The sequence below is a fragment of the Aquirufa sp. genome, assembly GCF_044377215.1.
GTDB lineage: Bacteria > Bacteroidota > Bacteroidia > Cytophagales > Spirosomataceae > Aquirufa.
Genome location: NZ_JBILJM010000036.1, coordinates 1 through 21,045 on the forward strand (window position 1 = coordinate 1; position 21,045 = coordinate 21,045).

Here is a 21,045-nt window from a genome sequence, read left to right on the forward strand (position 1 = left end):
TGTTTTATTACACGAACAAGGATATGAGGTCATTGGAATGACCATGAAAACCTGGGATTATGCCAGTTCAGGTGGAGATAAAAAGGAAACAGGCTGCTGTTCCCTAGATTCCATTAATGACGCGCGCCATATAGCAGTCTCACTCGGTTTTCCCCATTATATATTGGATATACGTGAAGAATTTGGTGATTCGGTCATCGATTACTTCACGCAAGAATACGTGGATGGACGTACCCCAAACCCATGTGTCATGTGTAATACGCACATAAAATGGGACGCACTACTTCGGCGTGCGGATCAATTAGGTTGTGAATTTATCGCGACCGGACACTATGCACAGATACGTGAAGAAAATGGCCGACATATCATTTCAAAAGGAGTAGATGCTTTAAAGGATCAGAGTTACGTGCTTTGGGGAGTTTCGCAATCTAGTCTAGCGCGCACCATTTTACCTTTGGGCGGATTGACCAAAGCGCGTATTCGTGAGATGGCTACCGAACGTGGTTTTGTGGATTTAGTTAATAAATCAGAGAGCTATGAGATCTGCTTTGTGCCAGATAATGATTACCGTGGATTTTTAAAGCGACGTTTACCTGAATTAGAAGCGGAAGTAGCCGGCGGAAATTTTGTGGATACTTCTGGTAAGGTGATTGGCACACATGAAGGCTATCCATTTTATACGGTGGGCCAACGAAAAGGTTTGGGCAAAGCCTTTGGTTATCCAGCTTACGTAATTGAGATTCGCAAAGAGACCAATGAAGTTGTGATTGGCGAGATTGCTGATTTAAATCGGACGGGCATGTGGGTAGGTCAACTCAATCTTCAGAAATACCCAGAAATTCCCGCTGAAGGCATAGAAACTGTAACAAAAGTTCGATACAAAGACGCAGGAACGGAAGCGGTCATTTACCAACACGGTGCTAAAATCAAAGTTGACTTTCATGCGGATGTTAGTGGCATTGCGCCAGGCCAAGCAGCCGTTTTCTACGAAGGAAATGATGTCATTGGAGGTGGTTGGATATTAAAATCGTTCCAAAAAGGAAGCGTATTTGAGCATGTGCAATCCTTTGAGGTTGCCAACTAAGGAATCAACTTTGCTTCTTCAGGTGTCAATTTTACTTTAATGCGTGGCATTTGGATCACTTCCATGTCAAAAACCCGTGTTCCATCAATCTTAAAACGCAACGCCGTTTGTTCCGGATGAAAACCATGTTGGCCGGCCGCCCCCGGATTCAAAAACAGCATGTTATTACGTTTGACATCCCGTTTAATTTGTAATATATGCGAATGTCCGCAGACAAAAATCATGGGTAATCCTTTCGAAAAAGCCTCTAACGCATCAGGTTTGTAATTGGAAGGAGCTCCTGCAATATGCGTCATAGCTACTGTTACGTCTTCACAACGAAAGCGCCTTATTTTAGGATACATATTTCGAATGGTTCGGTCATCAATATTCCCGTACACCCCCGCAATCGGTTTTCCGTAGGCAGCTAATTTATCTGCCAGCTCCACAGAACCCCAATCACCCGCATGCCAAATTTGATCGCACGCCTTCAAATGTTCATCTAGGCGTGGATCCAAATAACTATGCGTATCGGAGAGCAATAAAACCTTAACCATCTTACTTCGCTTTTACTGAAATAAGTGCACCACTGGAAATGAGCGCATTCTTTTTCCAAACAACGCGTTCTTCAGCTAGGCGAGCCATGACCGCCGCATCTTGATTAACCCAGGCAGGAGAACCTGCATCTTTCCAAGCAGAAAACCAAAAAGATGCAACACGTGAAGATGCCACTAACATGCGTTTTTCAACCGACACCCCTAACTTAGCCCCATAAGCTTGAATAAAGGCTTTGGTATAATAGCGTTGCTTCCGACCATATTTTTCTACCATTTCAAATGACCCATCCTCCCCTAATGCCGCGCGTACTTCTTTTTCGGCTGTAAACATAGCTGGTAGCATCGCATGTGATTCCAATAAAATTTGGAAGATAAAATCCTGTGGTTTGGCAATGTATTGTACACCATCTACTTGACTTAAATTATACGTCCGCAATTGATCTTCTGGAACCAAACTTTCCCATAACACATGCATCCCTTTTTGGCCTGTCAACTGGCCATCGTGATTTTTTGTGGTGTGCAAAGGAACGTGTGCATCCGCCACGTAGTGACCTAAATCAGCCGCGTAAAATAAGACCGAATCACGCATTTCTTTTCTAAACGCATGTACTAATCGGCCATAAACACGGGTAACCTCCCAAGGCACTAAGCCTTCCTTGCGCAAACTATCAAGCGTATACTTTTTTACCGCTGCATTGAAATCATGGGGAATATCGGTTTTGTAATTAGCCCAAAACAATTCAGCATCCATGTCTAAATAATGTTTTGCATCTTCCAATTTGTCTTCTTTCCGGCGCACATCCGGACGAATGGATTGTTGGACGACGTATTCCTGATTCGCATAAAAATAAGACGCTAGCCCATCAGGTAACTGGTAAATAGACACTTGTTGCAAAGTCTTGTGCGCCAAAAATCCCCAAGAGGAACATAGCACAAGAATGAAAAGACTAATTTTTTTCATGAGTTGGTTTGATGAATGATTTAGGCGTTTTGCCATATTGTTTTTTAAAGGCTCGAGCGAAGTAAGCCGGGTCATTAAATCCTACTTGGTACGCAATTTCGGCAATGTTAAACGTTGAATTTTCGACTAAAACTTTTGCTTGCTGCAAGCGTATCGACCGAATAAATTCGTTGGCCGCTAAGGATGTCAACATCTTTAATTTTCGATATAACTGCATTTTACTCATATCTAGGCCTTTTTCAAGGTCCTCTACGTCAAAGTCGGCATTACTCAAATTCGCAATAATCAACTGCGTTGCCTTCACTAAGAAAGCATCCTCAAAGGTAGGCAATTTCCCTTCACTCAATTCCTGTTGGATCATCTGCTTTTGCCAATTTTTCCGATTTCGCTCTTTGGACTCCAACAATTTATTCACACGAATTTCTAAGATGTCCGCATTAAAAGGTTTACTCACGAAGTCATCAGCTCCGGACTGCATACCTTCAATCTGACTTTCTTGGGAACTTTTGGAGGTCAATAAAACGAGTGGAATATGATTTGTTTTCGGGTTTTGACGCAGTGCCCGACATAAATTTACGCCACTCATACCCGGCATCATCCAATCCGTAATCACCACATCTGGCAAATAAGTTAAAGCCATCTCCAACGCATCTTCACCCCTTGAGGCTTCCATGACCTGAAATTTAGATTGAAAAATATCAGCCACAAATTGACGCAATTCCGTATGATCATCTACAATCAACAAAATTTGTTTTTCCTTTTCAATGACATCCGTTAAAGGAGCCACTGGCTCAAGGGATTTAATGGTCATTAACTTTTCTTGAATCCAAGCAGGGTCAAAATCTATTTTACGCACAGGAATTCGAAAGCCAAAAACACTCCCCTCTCCCAAGGTACTTTGAACTTCGATCTCCCCTAAATGTAACGTCACTAATTCCTTGCAAAGTGAAAGACCGACGCCTGTTCCGACCACCGATACTGACTCAGGGATTTGATAAAAACGATCAAAGATATGCGGAAGATGCTCTGCGGAAATTCCTTTCCCTGTATCTAAAATGCGAATAAACACTTGAAGCACTTCTGCCTCGCCATCTACAAACACACAGTCAAGATCCAAGGAAACGCCAATTTTCCCGTCTTCCGGAGTATGCTTAAAGGCATTGGATAACAAATTACTAACACATTTTTCTAAGATATCTGCATCATAATAGACGTATAAAGAAGCAACAGGAGCTTTCCAAGTTAATTTGATTTGTTTCTGCAGTGCATAATTTTCAAAACCTTGAATAATTCCATTCATCTGTACGACCAAATCATGTTTAGCGATGATTGGATGCTGTTTACCCGATTCAATTTTTGACAAATCAAGTAGTTGATTAATTAAACGAAGTAATTTCTGCGCATTTTGATAAACGGAGGACATCCGCTTTTCTTGCATGCCAGTAAGTGCTGAATTTTGTAAAAAATACTTTTCAATTGGACTAATAATTAGCGTCAATGGTGTTCGCAACTCATGGGAAATATTGGTAAAAAAGTGAGTCTTTACTTGCTCCAACTCGCGAATACGTTCTTTTTCGATTTCCTTCAACCGAATATCAGTCTTAAATGCCTCCCGAATTTTGACCTCGCGAATAAACAAATAGATTGCGGCGATCAGTATCAGCATATAGCCTGCATACGCCCACCAGGTACGATACCAAGGTGGTAAAACGGTAATCAACAACTCCATTGGAATTTCAGACCAAATCCCATCCGAGTTCGAAGCCTTTACTTTAAACGTATAATCTCCCGGTGAAAGATTCGTATACGTTGCGGATCGACTTGTTCCCACATAATTCCAATCCTTTTCAAAACCGGCTAAATAGTACGCATATCGATTGTTCTTGGGACGCTGATATTCCAGGGCAACAAAATCCAAGCTAAAAACCGATTGGCCTGGTTGGAGCGTAATTTGCTTCGTCCGACTAATATCAAATTGCAGTGGACTCCCTTCCTGACTTGGTTCAACGACTTGATTAAATAATTTAAAACTAGTCACATAGACATTGGGGACATCCAGCCGCATCCGCAAACTATCAGATTTAAGGTAATTTAGGCCATTTACACCGCCAAAAAACAACCAATTTTGCTTATTTGAAGCAAAAGCTTTGGCCATAAATTCCTTTCCCTGCAAACCATCCGCTTCTTCAAAATTGATAAATCGAAGCGTTTGCCCATCCATTTTTGAAATGCCATTAGTCGTTGTAAACCACAAATCACCTTTGCCATCCTCCACAACACCACGGACGGTATTACTCGCTAACCCATCCTTAACCGTAAACACGCGAAAATTTTGTTTTTCAGCTTGAAATAAATTAACTCCACCACCATTAGTAAGTACCCAAACACGCTTTTGCTTGTCTTGATATGTTTTTGTTACGTGATTATAACTCAGACTTTTAGCGTCTGCTGTTTTTACCAAATGATTCAATTTATTGGTGTTCAAATCATAGATATAAAGCCCCGAGCTTACTGTTGCAATCCAAAGCTGATTTCCATTAATCAGATTCAAATCAATTATTGCCCGATTTTGAAATGTTTTACTACCTAAAAGCGAAAATGGAATTCCATAACGTTGCGTTTGTGGATTAAAAGAAACGACTCCTTGACCAACAGTCCCCATTAACAATTGATTTTCAAATGGCAATATGCAATTGAAATTTGCTTCACGCCGCCCAGGCAAATAAGGATGATTAGTTAATTTCCGATCGGCAGATAAATGATTCAGGCCTTTTCCCCAAAAACCGATCCAAACATCACCAGTAGGCATAGCCTCCAAAAAATTCACATCTAAATCACCTGCGGCACTAAGTTTATTTGCCGACTCATTGTAAATAATATGATCTAATTTCCGCTTTTTGTAATCGAAATAAGATAGGCCAAAATTACTTCCAACCCACACACCTGAGGTATTTGAAGCTGCTAGAGCGGTCACTTTATTACTTAATAAACCTTGGATTGTATTAGGTTTATAACGAAGAACTGAAAATCTAGGCTTTTGAAAGAAACTGATGTTTAATCCTGCTTCCCACGTACCTATCCACGTATTCAAATTCGAATCTGTAAATAAGCTCATGACGGAAAAAGAACTTATTCCCAATTCTGGATCCGGATTGGAAGGAATGTGCTTATAACGCTTGAAATCGTCGCCATTAAGAACATAAACACCATCATCAGTGCCGATCCAAAGATTTTGTAAGGCATCACGTGTTAAACTTGTGACGATATTTTGCCGTGCTAACGGATTTGAAGCCTGATAAAATACGGATCGGAATTTTTGATTAGTCGGATTGAATTGAAATAACCCTGCCCCATCTGTACCTACTAAAATATCGCCGTTTTTGGCTTCATAAATTACCCGAATCCTAGATTTTACTTGATTTTGTCCGATAGAAAATGGCATAAAACTATGCTTACCGAGAACAGAGATTAATTGTCCTGTTCGGGTTCCAAACCATAACGAACCATTGCTATGTTTAAATAATCGAACCACATCTTTGACCAAAGGATTATTGATTTCAGATTCTGCAGCCAGCAATTTCTTCGTTTGCGTATTAAAAACTAAAAAACCTACTCCAAGTGCTGCCACTCCAATCCGATGATTACCTAATTTAACAAATGATGGAATGTTTAAATTGCTAATATCTTGCCCATTAGGTCCACGCGTAAAACGAATGATTTTACCTGTTTTTAGATCTAAATGATTCAATCCAGAAGACCGCGTTCCCACCCACAAATTCCCCTCATCATCTTCTATGACGGAAAAAATATCACTTCCACTTAAGGTTGTAGGATCACTCGGGTCATTGCGAAATATTTTATAATTATGCCCATCATATCGATTTAACCCGTCGGCAGTAGCAAACCAAAGAAACCCTTTCTTGTCTTGAATAATCTTGTAAATCGAACTTTGAGATAAACCCGAGGAGGTTGTCAAACGCTCAAAACGATTGCCAACTTGCCCGAAAAGGGAAGTTGAAATCAGGAGCCATAACAAACACATAAAAGTCCGCAACATCATAGAAAATTGAATGTGTAAATTAGAAAAATAAAGGCAAAAGTTACGCCGACCTACAGGTATATATTCAGGGTTAACTTTAAGTAAATAGGTATAAAAAGCTTGCAAATACGGTAAATTGCAAGAATCGTCCACTAATTTGAAAGATTTGTCCAATCCAAATAAGAACATGTAGATTACATTTGTTTATGTGATTCATAAAAGAATAGCATACACAAACATGGTCAAGACATTCGTATCCTTTTCTGCCAAAAACTCGGATAACAAGCTTCCGAAATACCAGCAATTAATCAATTCGCTGTTGCAAGATATTGAGATGGGTGAATTAAAACCGGGTGAAAGATTACCGTCTATCAACGAAGCCTCCGAGGAATGCTATTTATCCCGCGATACGGTTGAACGTGCATATACCGAATTACATAAAATGGGTGTCATCACGTCGATCTTTCGGAAAGGATACTTCATTTCTAACTCGTCTATTAAGACCAAAACCAAAGTGCTTTTTTTGGTGGGGAAAATCACCAACACCAATAAAGAGATTTTTGATTCATTTTGCGAGTCATTAGGCAAAAATGTCATGGTGGATATTTATACTTACCAATACAAGACACGCCAATTTCAGGAAATCATGGCACAGCAGTTGGGCAACTACCACTACTACGTCATCATGCCGCATTTAATTGAAGAAGAGGAAGAGAACATCAAATGCTTAAGAAAGATTTCAGGTGACCGTTTGATTCTTTTAGACCAAAACTTCAATAGCATGTCCAATGCGCATGCAAGCATTACCTCACAGCCTAAAACGGCTATAAACTTTCACTTTTCAAACCAAATAAACCTGTTTAATAAATACCATTCGTTCAATTTAGTCGTTTCAGAGGAGGATTATTTCGATGCTGGATTGATTAATGGCTGTAGTGAATTCTGCGAAGCGAATGGCTTGGAGTTCCAAGTATTGGATGGCCTAGATCCGGAGGATGTCCGTGCTGGTGAAATTTATTTCACATTAGATGACAAAGACCTGGTGAAGGCTATCAAATACGGGGAGACTAACGGGTTGTGTGTTGGTGAAAATCTAGGCTTAATCGCGTTTAACGATTGTCATTTCAAAGAAATAGTTGCTGGAGGCATTACGGTGTTATCTAACCAACCAAGCTTATTAGGTGAAATGGCTGCTCAATTGATTCAAGATAACGACAAAAGCAGCCATGAATTAGCATTACAATTTATTATTAGAAAATCACTTTAGGGTTTAATTTGCTGAAATGGGTCATGATTTTCGTGACCCGTTTTTTTTTGTATAAGCTATATTACGGCGCAGTCCTTTCAGTTTAGTTCGACTAATCGCTGAAAACTGAAATAGTTCCTTAAATAGATCTTCAGATAAATCCTCCCAATCTTGCTTCGTTAAATCTAAAAACTTTTCGTTAGGCTGAAACGCTATTTCAGTATGTGGTTTAGAATGACGATTCCATGGACAAACATCTTGACATATATCACATCCAAAAATCCAATCTTGGAAGTTGGCCTGCAACTCAGCCGGCATTTGATCCTTCAGCTCAATCGTAAAATAACTGATACATTTAGAGCCATCGACAACATAAGGCGTAATCGCATCGGTTGGACATGCCTCAATACAGCGCGTACATGTCCCACAAAAATCCTTGATGGGGCCATCGGGCTCCGCTTTTAAATCCACCAAAAGCTCCGCTAAGAAAAAGAAACTCCCTTGCTTCGGAATGATTAAGTTGGCATTCTTCCCAATCCACCCCAAGCCAGACTTTTTAGCCCACGCTTTTTCTAATACAGGAGCAGAGTCCACAAACATCCGACCAGAAAAATCACCTATTTCTCGTTGAAGATCATCCCACAAAAGCTTCATTTTATCTTTAATCACAACATGGTAATCTTTGCCAAATGCATATTTGGAGACTTTAAAAGAGTCGGCTAGGACCTGAATGGAAGGATCTGGGAAGTAATTAAAAGCAAGCGAAATGACCGTTTGACAATCGTCCACTAGTTTGCGCGGATCCAGGCGTTTATCAAAATGATTCGCCATGTAGCTCATCTCGCCGTGCATCTGTTGATTTAACCAACGTTCCAAATGCGGAGCTTCTTCGGATAGAAATTCGGCTTTAGAAATCCCACAAAATTGAAAACCATGCTGGTGTGCTAGGCGTTTAATGGTTTGGGAAACGTGAGATGGTGACGAATTCATGTGCCATAAAATTACGAAGCTCACTGAATTTATGCCAAACTGTCAGAAAATAGTTTTTGGCCTATGATTTGACTAAAGGAAAAGCCTATTAATTTTGCCTTATGAAAAAGAAAGAGACTGAAAAGCCAATCGACGAAGAAATCGTACAAGAGACTGCTGAACAAGCACCGACCGAGGAAACACAAGCGCCAGATGAATTGGCCGAAATGAAAGAAAAATACCTTCGTTTATATTCAGACTTTGAAAACTTTAGAAAAAGAACGGCGAAGGAGAAAATTGACCTAATTCAAACAGCCTCTGCTGGATTAATCGTAGACTTATTACCTGTCATCGACGATTATGAGCGCGCCTTAGCGAATGCACCAGAAGGCGAAATATCAGAAGGAATCCAATTGATATTTGCTAAAATCTCAGCCACACTTCAAGCAAAAGGACTGAAAGAATTACCTGCCAAAGGCGAAGTTTTTGATGCGGAATTGCATGATTGCATTACGCAATTTCCTGCGCCAACTGACGAAGAAAAAGGAAAGGTCATGGAGGTAGTTGAAAAAGGATATACATTAAACGAAAAAGTCATTCGCTTCGCAAAAGTGGTGGTTGGTAACTAATTTAAAATGGCGCAGAAAAGAGATTATTACGAGGTATTAGGCGTATCCAAATCATCATCTGAGGATGAAATCAAAAAGGCTTATCGTAAGCTAGCTGTTAAATATCACCCGGATAAAAATCCGGATGACAAAGCTTCGGAAGAAAAATTCAAGGAAGCAGCAGAAGCCTACGAAGTATTAAGTAATTCCCAAAAGAAAGCGCAATATGACCGATTTGGTCATGCAGGTATGGGTGGAGCGGCAGGTGGTGCTGGATTCGGAGGCCAAGGCATGAACATGGAAGATATATTCTCTCAATTTGGGGATATTTTCGGTGGCGGTGGCGACGATAGCCCATTTGGTAGCTTTTTCAATGGCGGCCGTGGAGGTGGTAGACGCCAACGGAAAGGAACAGACCTACGCATCAAATTGAAATTAAACCTGGAGGAGATAGCTAACGGCGTTGAAAAGAAAATCAAGGTAAAACGCCATGTAGCATGTAAATCTTGCTCAGGTAATGGATCTAAGAACGGCACCGACTTAAAAAGCTGTGGCACCTGCCAAGGTTCTGGTCAAGTAAAACGCGTTCAAAATACGATGTTGGGCCAAATGGTTACTTCATCCACCTGCCCCACATGTAGTGGCGAAGGCAAAAGCATAGGTGCTAAATGTGATGCTTGTTTCGGTGAAGGCCGCGTATTAGAAGAAGAAATCATCCCAATCAAAATCCCTGCAGGTGTTTCGAATGACATGCAATTATCAATGTCGGGCAAAGGAAATGTTCCTCCGCGTGGTGGCGTAGCAGGAGATTTATTAATCGTTATTGAAGAAGAATCCCACGAATTGCTCCATCGCGATGGAAACAACGTAATTTTTGATCTTTATGTAAGCTTTGTTGATGCAGCCCTAGGAACCTCAGTCGAAGTACCTACGATCGGCGGAAAGGCTAAAATCACATTAGAAGCAGGAACGCAAAGTGGAAAGATTCTTCGCTTAAAAGGAAAAGGGATCAAAGAACTAAATGGTTATTCCGTAGGAGACCAATTAGTCCATGTGAATATTTGGACGCCTAAAGAAGTGAGCAAAGAAGAGCGCGAACTACTAGAAAAATTACGCGACTCGGCCAACTTCGCCCCACAACCTGGGAAGTCGGAGAAAGGATTCTTTCATAAGGTGAGAGATATGTTCTCCTAGACGTTAGACGCAAGACGTTAGACGTTAGACACTGGACCTTAGACGGTCATTACACTAAAAAAGCCCGAGCAAATTAGCTTGGGCTTTTTAAATTCTAGCGTCTGACGTCTATAGTCTAGCGTCTAATTATTATTGCACCCTCGCCAGCTGCTTCATGAATTTGGATTCCAAGGCTTTGTATTGAGCCGGAGCTACTTTAGATTCCTTGAACGACGAAACAATTACATTCATTTCATATAAAGCAATTTGAATGTCTCGCTCATGCGCACGAAGCCCACCAGCTAAATAATAATCTAAAGCCTGATCATTACGGTCAACCATTATTTTAGCCATTTTCAATGCCTTGGCTTGCTCACCCATAGAAAGGTATAGGCCAACCATACTCGCCGAAAATTGATCATAAGGAATTACCTTATTTGGCATAACACGCTCTAAATGATCCAAAACCTTTTTAGCTAAAGGTATATTGCCTTCCCGCACTAATTGATCCGCTAGTCGGTACGTACCTAAACGCAACGTCACACTTGGAATCCCCATGTAAAAATCACCATGATAATAAACCTTCTCATCATTCAATCCGCGCCAATACATCTTATTTAACATATTATCCGCCATGATTTTCGAATTCACAAAACCATCTTGTGCACCTTGAATTTTAAATGGCATCAAACGATATGCATAACCCTCTAATTGCATGCTTTCCTTTAGACCTACATACTGGTCGTTCGGTAACGTGGCAGCAAAATAGATTGGTCTAGTCCAGCCAGATAACGCATTATTTGAAATAATTTCCAACTGAATTAACTCGCCTTTAAAGATATTTTTCGAAGGTAATTTCCAACTCAAACGATCCGATAAGAATGGCACAAATTCCTTGGGAAACCAATTTGATTGAGCTATTTTCATCGCATTTACTGGTATCACAAGTGAATCTGACGGGAATGTATTAATCAATTCTCCACTCTGTGTTTGCGCCTGAATACGAGGATCATCCTTGTGCACTAAATCCAAATAATCCGGCAAAGACATCTCCTTAATATTCGGATTTTCGGAATACATGATTTGATCGTTAACTCCCTCCAAAAACTGATCCTTCTTCAACAAAATAGGCAAAGGGCTTGATTGATATGTTTGACGCTTCATCTGATCGATATACCAGTCCGTCCCCAATAAAGACAAATTACAAACCCGAACATCCGTACGGAAACCTTCCACCTCCTGCACGTACCACAATGGAAATGTATCATTATCACCACCCGTGAATAAAATCGCATTAGGAGCACATGAATTCAATAAGTTTTTAGCGAAATCAATTTGATGGTAACGGCCACTACGATCATGATCATCCCAGTTTTGCTGCGCTAAAATAATAGGTGCCGAGAAACTTAAAACGGTTAATAATGCCCAACGAACCTGTGGTTTCTTTACGATTAGCGCTAACCACTCCCCTAATTGCATCACACCCAAACCAGCCCAAATCGCTAAAAAATAAAACGATCCCACATAAATATAATCACGCTCACGAGGCTCTACAGGCGGAGAATTTAAATAAACAACCAAACCCACACCCGTTAAAACAAACATCATAATCGTCACCAAGAAATCCTTCTCATTTTTCCGATACAATAAATAAAACCCAAGCAACACTAAAATTAAAGGCAAGTAATAATAGTTATTTCGTGCCTTATTATTTTTCATCACATCAGGCAATTTAGACGTATCCTCAAAAGCATTAATCGCCCAAGCATCTTGCTGATCACTCTCACGGCCAACAAAATTCCACAACAAATAACGCATATACATATGCCCCATTTGATGGCTAAACATAAATCGTAAGTTATCCCCAAAACCTGGTTTTTGACCTGCCGGAATTCCCAGCATATCTTGGTACAAGGCAACATGTTGGCCTGAATTACTCCAAACACGCGGCAATAACATTTGTTGGTCCTTCTGATACACATACTCCGGCTTGTGCGTATACACCACGTACTTACCGTCTTTCATCTTGTAAACTTCCTCCCCCTCTTTAAACTCCTCAATCTGAGCCGTATATACAGGACCGTACAACAACGAGCGTGATCCATATTGCTCACGTTTCAAATACTTCAAGAAATTCAAAATATTACTCGGATCATTCTCATTGATCGGTGGGTTATAGCCAGACCGAACCAATGCCACCGTATACGTTGAATACCCAATCAAAAGAAATACAAGTGAGAATAAAGCGACATTTAACACCTCTTTTCCCGCTTTGTATGAATAACGAATACCAAAAACAATAGCTGCTAGAAGCACCAACAAAAAGAAAATGGCACCCATACCGTAACTCATTCCTAAGGTATTGACAAACTGCAATTCGAACCAAAAAGCAATCGAAGGCAAGCCCGGAATAATGGCCGAATTAATCACACCAAGTATAAATAACCCCACCAAAACCGCAATAAAGCCACCTTTATACGTTGGCTTAGCCTCTTTCTTAAAATACCACAACAATGCCAAGGCTGGCAAAGTAACTAAGTTCAGTAGGTGGACACCTATGGAAAGGCCAACTAAATACGCGATAAATAAAATCCAACGATTCGCTTCGGCTTCATTCTCGACCAATTCCCAACGAAAAGCAGCCCAAACCACAATCGCTGTAAAAAACGAAGACATGGCATAAACTTCCGCTTCAACTGCAGAGAACCAAAACGAATCTGAAAAGGCATAAACTAATGATCCAACAACCCCTGATAGCAATAAAATAATGCCCTCAGATTGCGTTAACTCGGCAAATGATTTACGTAAAACTTTACGTCCAATCATGACAATCGTCCAATGCATAAACAAGATCGTAAGTGCACTTGAAACCACTGACATCATATTTATCCAAAAGGCAACACGGGTGACATCCCCTAATGCGAGGAATGAAAACATTCGACCGAGCAATAAGAATAAGGGAGCTCCAGGAGGATGTGGAACTTGTAACTTGTACGCACAAGCTATGAATTCACCACAATCCCAAAAAGAGGCTGTTGGCTCCACAGTCAACGTATACGTTATCAGGGAAATGGCAAAAACAATCCAACCTGCGAGGTTATTATTGCGTTTAAATTGCTGCATAAGAATTAAAATAATGTCAAAAGTAAGTCAAACTCCGCACTCACGGAATTTAAAATTTGTTAATTGAACTGACGTAGAAAACGGACATCATTTTCCGTAAATAGACGTAAATCTTTGATTTGGTATTTTAACATAGTAATACGTTCAATACCCATACCAAAAGCAAAACCGGAATATTCCTTGGAATCAATACCTACATTTTCCAACACATTTGGATCAACCATACCCGCACCCGCAATTTCAACCCAACCAGCTTGCTTACATACATTGCAACCATCTCCCTTGCATAAAAGGCATGTAATATCCATCTCCGCACTTGGCTCAGTAAACGGAAAATAAGAAGGACGGAAACGAACTTTCGTATCCTTGCCAAACATCTCTTTCGCAAAATGATAGAGCGTATCTTTTAAATCTTTAAAGCTTACATCCTTGTCGACATACAAGCCTTCTACTTGATGAAATAAACAATGAGCTCGCGCTGAAATGGCCTCATTACGAAAAACACGACCAGGCATAATCGAACGAAATGGAGGTTTCGCATGTTGCATTAGTCGAATTTGAACATTCGACGTATGCGTACGCAATAAGACATCATCTTGAATTTCGCCTTGTCCCTTTTCGATGAAAAACGTATCCTGCATTTCGCGTGCCGGGTGATTCTCTGGGAAATTTAACGCGGTAAAATTGTAGAAATCTGTTTCAATTTCGGGTCCATCTGATACCGAAAAGCCCATGCGATTAAATATCTCCAAAATACGGGAACGAACTAATGTCAATGGGTGTAACGAACCTTGAATCAAAGGGTCTGAAAGCGTTAGGTCATCAGGCACTTGCACCGACTGGTCTGCCCCTGCAAATTCTTCTTGAGCAACTGTAAACTTGGATTCAGCTAAATTTTTTAAACTGTTTAAAGCTTGGCCTACCTCACGCCGACTCTCCGCAGCGACATCTTTTAAACCATCAAACAAATCAGCTAAACGGCCTTTGCGACCCACAAACTGAATGCGAAATTGCTCTAAAGCAGCGGCATCTGAAATAATAAATGCCTCAATTTCAGACTGTATAGCCTGTATTTTATCCTTCATATTAAAATAACTTAAAACCTACTGTCACATGTACCGACTGCGGTTTTTGAGAGAAATAAACACCTTCCGGTTTCAATAAATTCGCGGCTAAATCAGTTTGACCTAACTCATAGCGAACATCTAAACTTAATCGGGAATACGTAAAGCCTACACCCGCTTGGTACGAATACAAAAATCGTGGAATTCCTAATTTACCATATCCATTAAAGTAATAATGCGTGAGCTCTTCCAAATTGTCATAGCGCGCATGACCGAGAGATCCTACTGGACCACCTACTACATACATATGCTTAAATGAATATCCCAGTAAAAAAGGTACATCTACGGTCATGTAATCTGAGTCAACTTCCGAATATACGCCTGAAGTGGAGTTCAATGCAGTCATCTTGCCACCGCGCGTGGACAAGGTCATTTCCGGCTGAACAAAAAACTTTTTACCTACGCGTGCATACCCTCCAAAGGTGTAGCCTTGCTTGAATGCTGAGCTATTTCGAATTAAAACTGATTCACCTTTAAATCTAAAATCGGTCGAATAATTTTGAATATTTGCACCCCCTTTTAGGCCAATAGATAGCCAAGAAGGGAATTTTTGGGCAGACACCGAAAAACCCAATAGACTTACCAGAAACAATAGGCATACTCTCATCTTATAATATTTTCATTCCCAAGGTAGCTTGAAATGAGCTCGCTTTTTGAGAAAAATTAACACCTGAAGGCAACGGAATGGTTTTTGACAAATCAGTCAAATTACTCTCATATCGAACATCGAATGTGAACCCTAATAAATCAATACCTGCACCAGCCGTGTACGAAAAATAAGCATTAGTCGCGGCATCACTTAATGAGCCATTTAATGCCTTCAGTTGAGAAAATGTAGTAGTAGGAGTCACACTGTATGAAGCTACAGGTCCCGCCATAACGTGTAAAGGACCTAATCTGTATCCCAACATCAACGGAATATCAATACTGGTATAGCCAATCTCCACTTTTTTATCTAATCCGAGCGCCGCATTAAGCACGTTAACTTTAGCATATTTAATTCCGGCAAGTAATTCCGGTTGAATAAAAACACGCCGACCAAACCGTGCATAAACTCCAGCCACGTAACCATTTTTAGCCGTCATGCTTTGAGCAACATAGTCTGAAACGCCATCCACCGTTAACCCCTCTAATGTTAGGTTGGTTAAACTTACTCCTCCTTTAATGCCAAATCGGAAAAAATTACCCGTTGCTTTGCGCACGGGCATCAACAATTGTGCTCGCAAGGGAGCAACAAAAATGAAAGTAATTAATAGAAGGCCAACAACCCTACCCGATATCCTCATGAACAAAAACAGTTTTAGTCAATTAAGCTGTAAAATTATCCTTTTTCATCCAAAAAAAAAGGAAAAACCAACGAAAAGCGTAATTTTGAAACCAAATAAAATCATGCGTGGCAAAAGCTAAAACTTCATTTTTCTGTCAATCTTGCGGACACAATGCACCCAAATGGTTAGGCAAATGTCCCTCATGCGGAGAATGGAATACTTTCGTGGAAGAATTAGTGGAAGTTAGCTCACACCCAGCCGAAATTTGGAAAACAAAAAGCTCCGCTCGCACAAAGCCACAACCCAAATTACTCCAAGAAGTAGACTTCGAAAATACACCCAAAATACCTTGCTCAGATACAGAATTCAGTCGGGTATTGGGAGGTGGAATCGTACCCGGTAGCCTCGTGTTAATCGGCGGTGAACCCGGTATCGGTAAATCAACACTGCTACTACAAGTCGCACTTTCCTTAAGTGACACTAAAGTTTTATATGTCACTGGAGAAGAATCAGAGCAACAAATTAAACTTCGTGCCGACCGCCTTGAAAAAAAATCAGATAGCTTATACATTCTTACGGAAACCAATACCCAAGCCATTTTTAAACATTTGGTGGATTTAGAACCGGAATTAATCATCGTTGATTCCATTCAAACCCTATTTTCAGACCAAATTGAATCTGGTCCAGGTTCCGTATCCCAAATCCGCGAATGCGCCCTAGAACTCATGCGCTTCGCTAAAGAATCCAACACCCCGATATTTTTAGTTGGCCATATTACTAAAGAAGGATCCATCGCAGGACCTAAAGTCCTTGAACACTTAGTGGACACGGTACTTCAGTTCGAGGGTGACCGACACATGATTTATCGAATCCTGCGAACAACAAAAAATCGCTTTGGTAGTACGTCTGAATTGGGTATTTACGAAATGTTAGGCTCCGGCTTGCGCGCCGTAACAAATCCTTCGGAGATCTTATTGTCTCAACGCGATGAACCTGCATCAGGTGTGGCCATCGGGACTTTGATGGAAGGAAATCGGCCTCTATTAGTTGAAATACAGTCTTTAGTTTCCACCACTTCCTATGGAACGGCACAGCGGACAGCCAATGGATATGATGGAAAACGATTAAATATGCTTTTAGCCGTAATTGAGAAGCGCGGTGGATATAAATTAGGTACGCAGGACGTATTCTTGAATGTGACCGGAGGAATTCGCGTGGACGATCCGGCATTGGATTTGGCAACTTGTCTGTCCGTGGTTTCTTCTTATGAAGACAAGATCATCGACTCATCGAAATGTTTTGCGGCAGAAGTGGGATTAGGCGGCGAATTGCGTTCGGTAACGCGTATAGACCAACGAATCGCTGAAGCAGAAAAACTAGGTTTCAAAGAAATATGGATTTCGAAATATAATTTGAAAGGCTTGAATTACAAACCTAAAAGCATTCAGATTAAATCGGCAGCCAGCTTGATGGATGTTATCATGAGCATCTGGCGCCAAAACTAGCCTCCGGATAAGTTACTTTCACTAAGTGCAACCCGTGTGCAGGCACAGCCCGACCGGCTTCTTGTCGGCTTTTTGATTCCAATATCCGTTTCAAATCTGCTGCCGTCCATTTACCCATCCCGATTTCCAATAAAGTTCCCACAATCGACCGTACCATGCCACGCAAAAAGCGATTGCCTTCAATCGTAAAAATTAAACAATCCGTTTGGGGCACCCATGAAGCGCGCACGATTGTACATTCAAACGTGGTTACCTCCGTCTTTACTTTAGAAAAACACTGAAAATCGGTGTGATTCAAGAGTAATTTCGCTGCCTCATTCATCGCCTCCACATCCAAATCTGCTTCGTACCAATAGGCAAAATCACGCAAAAAAGGATCTTTATGACGAGTAATGCGGTATTCATAGATTCGTGAAGTCGCATCGAAACGCGCATGAAAATCATCCGCTACCGTGAAAATTGCTTGAGTAGTTAATGCTGGAGAAAGCATGCGATTTAAGCGGTAAATCAGATTGTCATCGATACCCAGAGACGTATCGAAATGCGCGATTTGATGCGCGGCATGCACACCGGTATCCGTCCGACCGCTTCCTGTAATCGCAATTGTTTCTCCCAATAAAAGACTTAATTTTTCCTCTAATTCCGCTTGCACGCTATGTGCATTCGGTTGGATCTGATATCCATGAAATGAGCCGCCATCGTAAGCGAATTGCAGTGCATAGCGACTCATCTTGAAATTATTTTGTTAAGGCAGTTTCCAGCGCCGTGAAGTAAGAACCCGAAGCCTTAGCTAATGAACTTACTACCTGGCCATCTACCACCATATCCGTACCTTTTACCGTACCCAATTGCGAAGATTGAACTCCTAAACCAGCTAAATGAGATTCAAAAGCAGCTTTCTTCGCAGGAGCAACCGATACAATCACACGAGATTGTGCCTCACCAAACCACATCGCATCCTGACGAATACCCGCATCTGATTTCACGTCGAATCCTAATCCACGTGGGAATGCAGATTCGGCTAAGGTTACTAAAACTCCACCATCGGATACATCATGCGCCGACTGGATTAATTTGGCTTCAATTAATTCTGAGATCCCTTTTTGAACCAATTGCTCAGTGGGCATATCAAAATGAGGCGCCGGCGAAGCCTTCACCTTACGATATGAATATAAAAACTCAGAAGATGCTATGTCATTTACAGACTCCCCTACCAAGTACACTAAATCTCCTTCAGCCTTAAAATCCAAGGTCATCTTGTTTTCTGCTTTCTCCAAAATACCCAACATACCAATGGTTGGCGTAGGGAACACCGGACCTTCATCCGATGATTGGTTGTAGAAACTTACGTTACCACCTGTTACAGGCGTTTCGAACGCCTCACACGCTTTCTTCATTCCTTTAATCGCACCTACAAATTGCCAGTAAACTTCTGGAACGTACGGATTACCAAAATTGAGGCAGTTGGTGATCGCCACCGGTAAACCTCCTGAACAAACAATATTTCGCGCCGCCTCCGCAACCGCCATCGCACAACCCTCTTCCGGATCTGCGTTTACATAACGTGAATTACAATCAACGGTAATGACAATTGACTTATTTGAACCATGAACTTTAACCACACCTGCATCTGAAGGTGCATTGGTATTGCGATTCGCCCGACCAATAGATGAATCATATTGCTCCGCCACCCACTTCTTTGAAGCGATATTCGGGTGATTCATTAAAAAATCGAAAGCCTTTGGCAATTCTGCCGCTGGAATATCTTGTACTGAATTAATGTCAAATTTCTTAAACTCTTGGAAGTAAGCAGGCTCCTTATATTCACGGTGATAAACTGGTGCGCCTCCGCCCAGTACCAAATCATCCGCTGGAACGTCAGCGACTAAAACACCATCTTGATAGAATTCCAAACGTTTAGTATCGGTTACCGTACCAATTTGCTCGCAATTCAAATCCCACTTATCGAAAATCTTCTTCGCCTCTCCTTCGCGTCCTTTTTCGACAACAATCAACATACGTTCTTGCGACTCGGATAATAGAATTTCAAATGGCTTCATATTTGCCTGGCGTGTTGGAACTTTGGAAAGATCAATGATCATTCCGTGCTCCCCTTTGGCAGACATTTCAGAGGTTGAACAGATAATTCCTGCCGCACCCATATCTTGAATACCAATCACACAACCAGCTTCAATGATTTCCAATGAAGCCTCTAATAATAATTTCTCTTGAAAAGGATCACCAACTTGTACTGCAGGTAATTTTTCAGAAGATTTGGATGTAATATCTTCGGATGCAAAACTTGCTCCACCTATTCCATCTTTACCTGTTGCAGATCCTACGATAAATACGCCGTTACCTACCCCATAAGAAATGGCAGATGCTTGGGTACCCACCTTCAAAATACCGGCAGAAAAGGCATTTACGAGTGGATTTACATTATAACAATCGTCAAACTGAACTTCTCCACCGACCGTTGGGATACCAAACGCATTCCCGTAATCGCCAATTCCCTTCACAACCCCTTTCACCAACCATTTCGTTTTAGCTAAATCAATGTTACCAAAACGCAAGGAATTTAACTGAGCTATTGGACGTGCACCCATGGTGAAAATATCCCGGTTGATACCGCCTACACCTGTCGCTGCACCTTGATAAGGTTCTAATGCCGAAGGGTGATTGTGCGATTCGATTTTGAAGGCACAGCCTAAACCGTCGCCTAGGTCAACAAGACCAGCGTTTTCTTCGCCGGCTTTGGCCAACATACGAGGAGAATCTTTCGGAAGTGTCTTTAACCAAACAATGGAGTTTTTGTAACTACAGTGTTCTGACCACATGACAGAGAAGATTGACAACTCAGTAAAGTTTGGCTTGCGGCCTAAAATTTCCTGAATACGGTCATATTCTTCTGGCAATAAACCTAATTTTTTGGCTGTTTCTAGGGTTGGTAGGCTTTCGTTAGATTCCACGCTTATATGTTAATTAAGAAATGTTGTTGCATCGACGCAAGAAGGCACAAAGGTAATAAATTTCGAGGAGAGACCCGAAAAAATATGTGGTAAAAATCTATTCATGTAGAGACGCGATACCTCGCGTCTCTTAGACGCTAGACTTTAGACTCTGGACGTCAGAGAAGCCAAGGAAATCGGCGTGAAAACGCCTCAAACTTTGGCAATCCTTAAAGGTTTGCCAAAGAAAAAAGTCTCACGTGCAACAAGCCTAAGGAATCGGCGTGAAATCGCCTCAAACTTTGGCAATCCTTAAAGGTTTGCCAAAGAAAAAAGACGCGAAGTATGAACTGCACCCAAAAAGTTGGACAACTTATTGGGTGTTTTTTTATGTCAAGAAAAATCAAGTACTCCTACGATCTCAAGCTTTCAAGTGTTAAAGCATTTATTGACGATCATCA

Annotated in this window: 15 protein-coding genes; 5 read left to right on the forward strand and 10 right to left on the reverse strand. The window is 41.1% G+C overall.

The window, feature by feature from the left end; genetic code table 11:
* Nucleotides 1-1,084 (forward strand): tRNA 2-thiouridine(34) synthase MnmA (gene mnmA / locus ACIQ6T_RS09805; protein ID WP_395785888.1); only part of this gene is annotated, 1,084 nt, incomplete at its 5' end.
* Here mnmA and ACIQ6T_RS09810 read toward each other — a convergent pair.
* The 3 genes from ACIQ6T_RS09810 to ACIQ6T_RS09820 are packed head-to-tail and all read right to left on the reverse strand — an operon-like array spanning nucleotide 1,081 to nucleotide 6,809.
* Nucleotides 1,081-1,620 carry a metallophosphoesterase family protein gene (locus ACIQ6T_RS09810; protein ID WP_395785890.1) on the reverse strand — a complete coding sequence of 180 codons (540 nt, stop codon included), beginning with the start codon at nucleotides 1,618-1,620 and terminating at the stop codon, nucleotides 1,081-1,083. The genes mnmA and ACIQ6T_RS09810 overlap by 4 nt on opposite strands.
* A gap of 1 nt (nucleotide 1,621) precedes the next feature.
* The gene (locus tag ACIQ6T_RS09815) at nucleotides 1,622-2,581 is read right to left on the reverse strand and encodes a zinc dependent phospholipase C family protein (RefSeq protein ID WP_395785892.1); all 960 of its coding nucleotides are present in this window, start codon (nucleotides 2,579-2,581) and stop codon (nucleotides 1,622-1,624) included.
* Nucleotides 2,568-6,809 (reverse strand): two-component regulator propeller domain-containing protein, encoded by a 4,242-nt coding sequence (locus ACIQ6T_RS09820; protein WP_395785894.1) that lies wholly within the window; start codon nucleotides 6,807-6,809, stop codon nucleotides 2,568-2,570. Before ACIQ6T_RS09820 ends, ACIQ6T_RS09815 begins: the two co-directional genes overlap by 14 nt.
* A 49-nt stretch (nucleotides 6,810-6,858) precedes the next feature.
* Between ACIQ6T_RS09820 and ACIQ6T_RS09825 the strand changes: the two genes are divergently transcribed.
* A complete protein-coding gene (locus ACIQ6T_RS09825) occupies nucleotides 6,859-7,887 on the forward strand; it encodes a GntR family transcriptional regulator (protein ID WP_395785896.1) in 1,029 nt (342 codons plus the stop codon).
* Nucleotides 7,888-7,908: 21 nt separating this feature from the next.
* Here the strand turns inward: ACIQ6T_RS09825 and queG are convergent, their stop codons facing one another.
* Nucleotides 7,909-8,856: a tRNA epoxyqueuosine(34) reductase QueG gene (gene queG, locus ACIQ6T_RS09830; protein WP_395785898.1), complete on the reverse strand. Its 948-nt coding sequence runs from the start codon at nucleotides 8,854-8,856 to the stop codon at nucleotides 7,909-7,911.
* A gap of 101 nt (nucleotides 8,857-8,957) precedes the next feature.
* Between queG and ACIQ6T_RS09835 the strand changes: the two genes are divergently transcribed.
* Nucleotides 8,958-9,464: a nucleotide exchange factor GrpE gene (locus ACIQ6T_RS09835; RefSeq protein ID WP_395785900.1), complete on the forward strand. Its 507-nt coding sequence runs from the start codon at nucleotides 8,958-8,960 to the stop codon at nucleotides 9,462-9,464.
* A 6-nt stretch (nucleotides 9,465-9,470) separates the two neighbouring features.
* The gene (gene dnaJ, locus ACIQ6T_RS09840; protein WP_395785902.1) at nucleotides 9,471-10,637 is read left to right on the forward strand and encodes a molecular chaperone DnaJ; all 1,167 of its coding nucleotides are present in this window, start codon (nucleotides 9,471-9,473) and stop codon (nucleotides 10,635-10,637) included.
* 129 nt (nucleotides 10,638-10,766) lie between these two features.
* Here dnaJ and ACIQ6T_RS09845 read toward each other — a convergent pair whose 3' ends face one another.
* Genes ACIQ6T_RS09845 through ACIQ6T_RS09860 form a run of 4 tightly spaced genes read right to left on the reverse strand, consistent with a single transcriptional unit; the run spans nucleotide 10,767 to nucleotide 16,149 of the window.
* Nucleotides 10,767-13,739 (reverse strand): DUF2723 domain-containing protein, encoded by a 2,973-nt coding sequence (locus tag ACIQ6T_RS09845; protein WP_395785905.1) that lies wholly within the window; start codon nucleotides 13,737-13,739, stop codon nucleotides 10,767-10,769.
* Between the two features lie 59 nt (nucleotides 13,740-13,798).
* Nucleotides 13,799-14,824 (reverse strand): phenylalanine--tRNA ligase subunit alpha, encoded by a 1,026-nt coding sequence (gene pheS, locus ACIQ6T_RS09850; RefSeq protein WP_395785907.1) that lies wholly within the window; start codon nucleotides 14,822-14,824, stop codon nucleotides 13,799-13,801.
* Nucleotide 14,825: 1 nt separating this feature from the next.
* Nucleotides 14,826-15,470: a porin family protein gene (locus tag ACIQ6T_RS09855; protein WP_395785909.1), complete on the reverse strand. Its 645-nt coding sequence runs from the start codon at nucleotides 15,468-15,470 to the stop codon at nucleotides 14,826-14,828.
* A 1-nt stretch (nucleotide 15,471) separates the two neighbouring features.
* Nucleotides 15,472-16,149, reverse strand: a complete 678-nt coding sequence (locus ACIQ6T_RS09860; protein WP_395785911.1) for a porin family protein — start codon at nucleotides 16,147-16,149, stop codon at nucleotides 15,472-15,474.
* Between the two features lie 107 nt (nucleotides 16,150-16,256).
* Between ACIQ6T_RS09860 and radA the strand changes: the two genes are divergently transcribed.
* The gene (gene radA / locus ACIQ6T_RS09865) at nucleotides 16,257-17,636 is read left to right on the forward strand and encodes a DNA repair protein RadA (protein ID WP_395785913.1); all 1,380 of its coding nucleotides are present in this window, start codon (nucleotides 16,257-16,259) and stop codon (nucleotides 17,634-17,636) included.
* On the opposite strand, the gene truA is transcribed toward radA, so the two are convergent.
* Complete coding sequence (truA, locus tag ACIQ6T_RS09870; RefSeq protein ID WP_395785915.1) at nucleotides 17,611-18,366, reverse strand: tRNA pseudouridine(38-40) synthase TruA; 756 nt, start codon at nucleotides 18,364-18,366, stop codon at nucleotides 17,611-17,613. The two genes, radA and truA, sit on opposite strands and share 26 nt — an antisense overlap.
* A gap of 7 nt (nucleotides 18,367-18,373) precedes the next feature.
* Nucleotides 18,374-20,605: a phosphoribosylformylglycinamidine synthase subunit PurL gene (purL, locus tag ACIQ6T_RS09875; protein WP_395785917.1), complete on the reverse strand. Its 2,232-nt coding sequence runs from the start codon at nucleotides 20,603-20,605 to the stop codon at nucleotides 18,374-18,376.
* Nucleotides 20,606-21,045 lie beyond the last annotated feature (440 nt).

Coding starts and splice junctions, on each gene's coding strand:
- queG (WP_395785898.1), bottom strand. CDS start 8,856: ATGAATTCGTCACCATCTCACGTTTCCCAAACCATTAAACGCCTAGCA.
- ACIQ6T_RS09860 (WP_395785911.1), bottom strand. CDS start 16,149: ATGAGGATATCGGGTAGGGTTGTTGGCCTTCTATTAATTACTTTCATT.
- dnaJ (WP_395785902.1), top strand. CDS start 9,471: ATGGCGCAGAAAAGAGATTATTACGAGGTATTAGGCGTATCCAAATCA.
- ACIQ6T_RS09820 (WP_395785894.1), bottom strand. CDS start 6,809: ATGTTCTTATTTGGATTGGACAAATCTTTCAAATTAGTGGACGATTCT.
- truA (WP_395785915.1), bottom strand. CDS start 18,366: ATGAGTCGCTATGCACTGCAATTCGCTTACGATGGCGGCTCATTTCAT.
- pheS (WP_395785907.1), bottom strand. CDS start 14,824: ATGAAGGATAAAATACAGGCTATACAGTCTGAAATTGAGGCATTTATT.
- ACIQ6T_RS09810 (WP_395785890.1), bottom strand. CDS start 1,620: ATGGTTAAGGTTTTATTGCTCTCCGATACGCATAGTTATTTGGATCCA.
- ACIQ6T_RS09855 (WP_395785909.1), bottom strand. CDS start 15,470: ATGAGAGTATGCCTATTGTTTCTGGTAAGTCTATTGGGTTTTTCGGTG.
- ACIQ6T_RS09815 (WP_395785892.1), bottom strand. CDS start 2,581: ATGAAAAAAATTAGTCTTTTCATTCTTGTGCTATGTTCCTCTTGGGGA.
- ACIQ6T_RS09845 (WP_395785905.1), bottom strand. CDS start 13,739: ATGCAGCAATTTAAACGCAATAATAACCTCGCAGGTTGGATTGTTTTT.
- ACIQ6T_RS09825 (WP_395785896.1), top strand. CDS start 6,859: ATGGTCAAGACATTCGTATCCTTTTCTGCCAAAAACTCGGATAACAAG.
- ACIQ6T_RS09835 (WP_395785900.1), top strand. CDS start 8,958: ATGAAAAAGAAAGAGACTGAAAAGCCAATCGACGAAGAAATCGTACAA.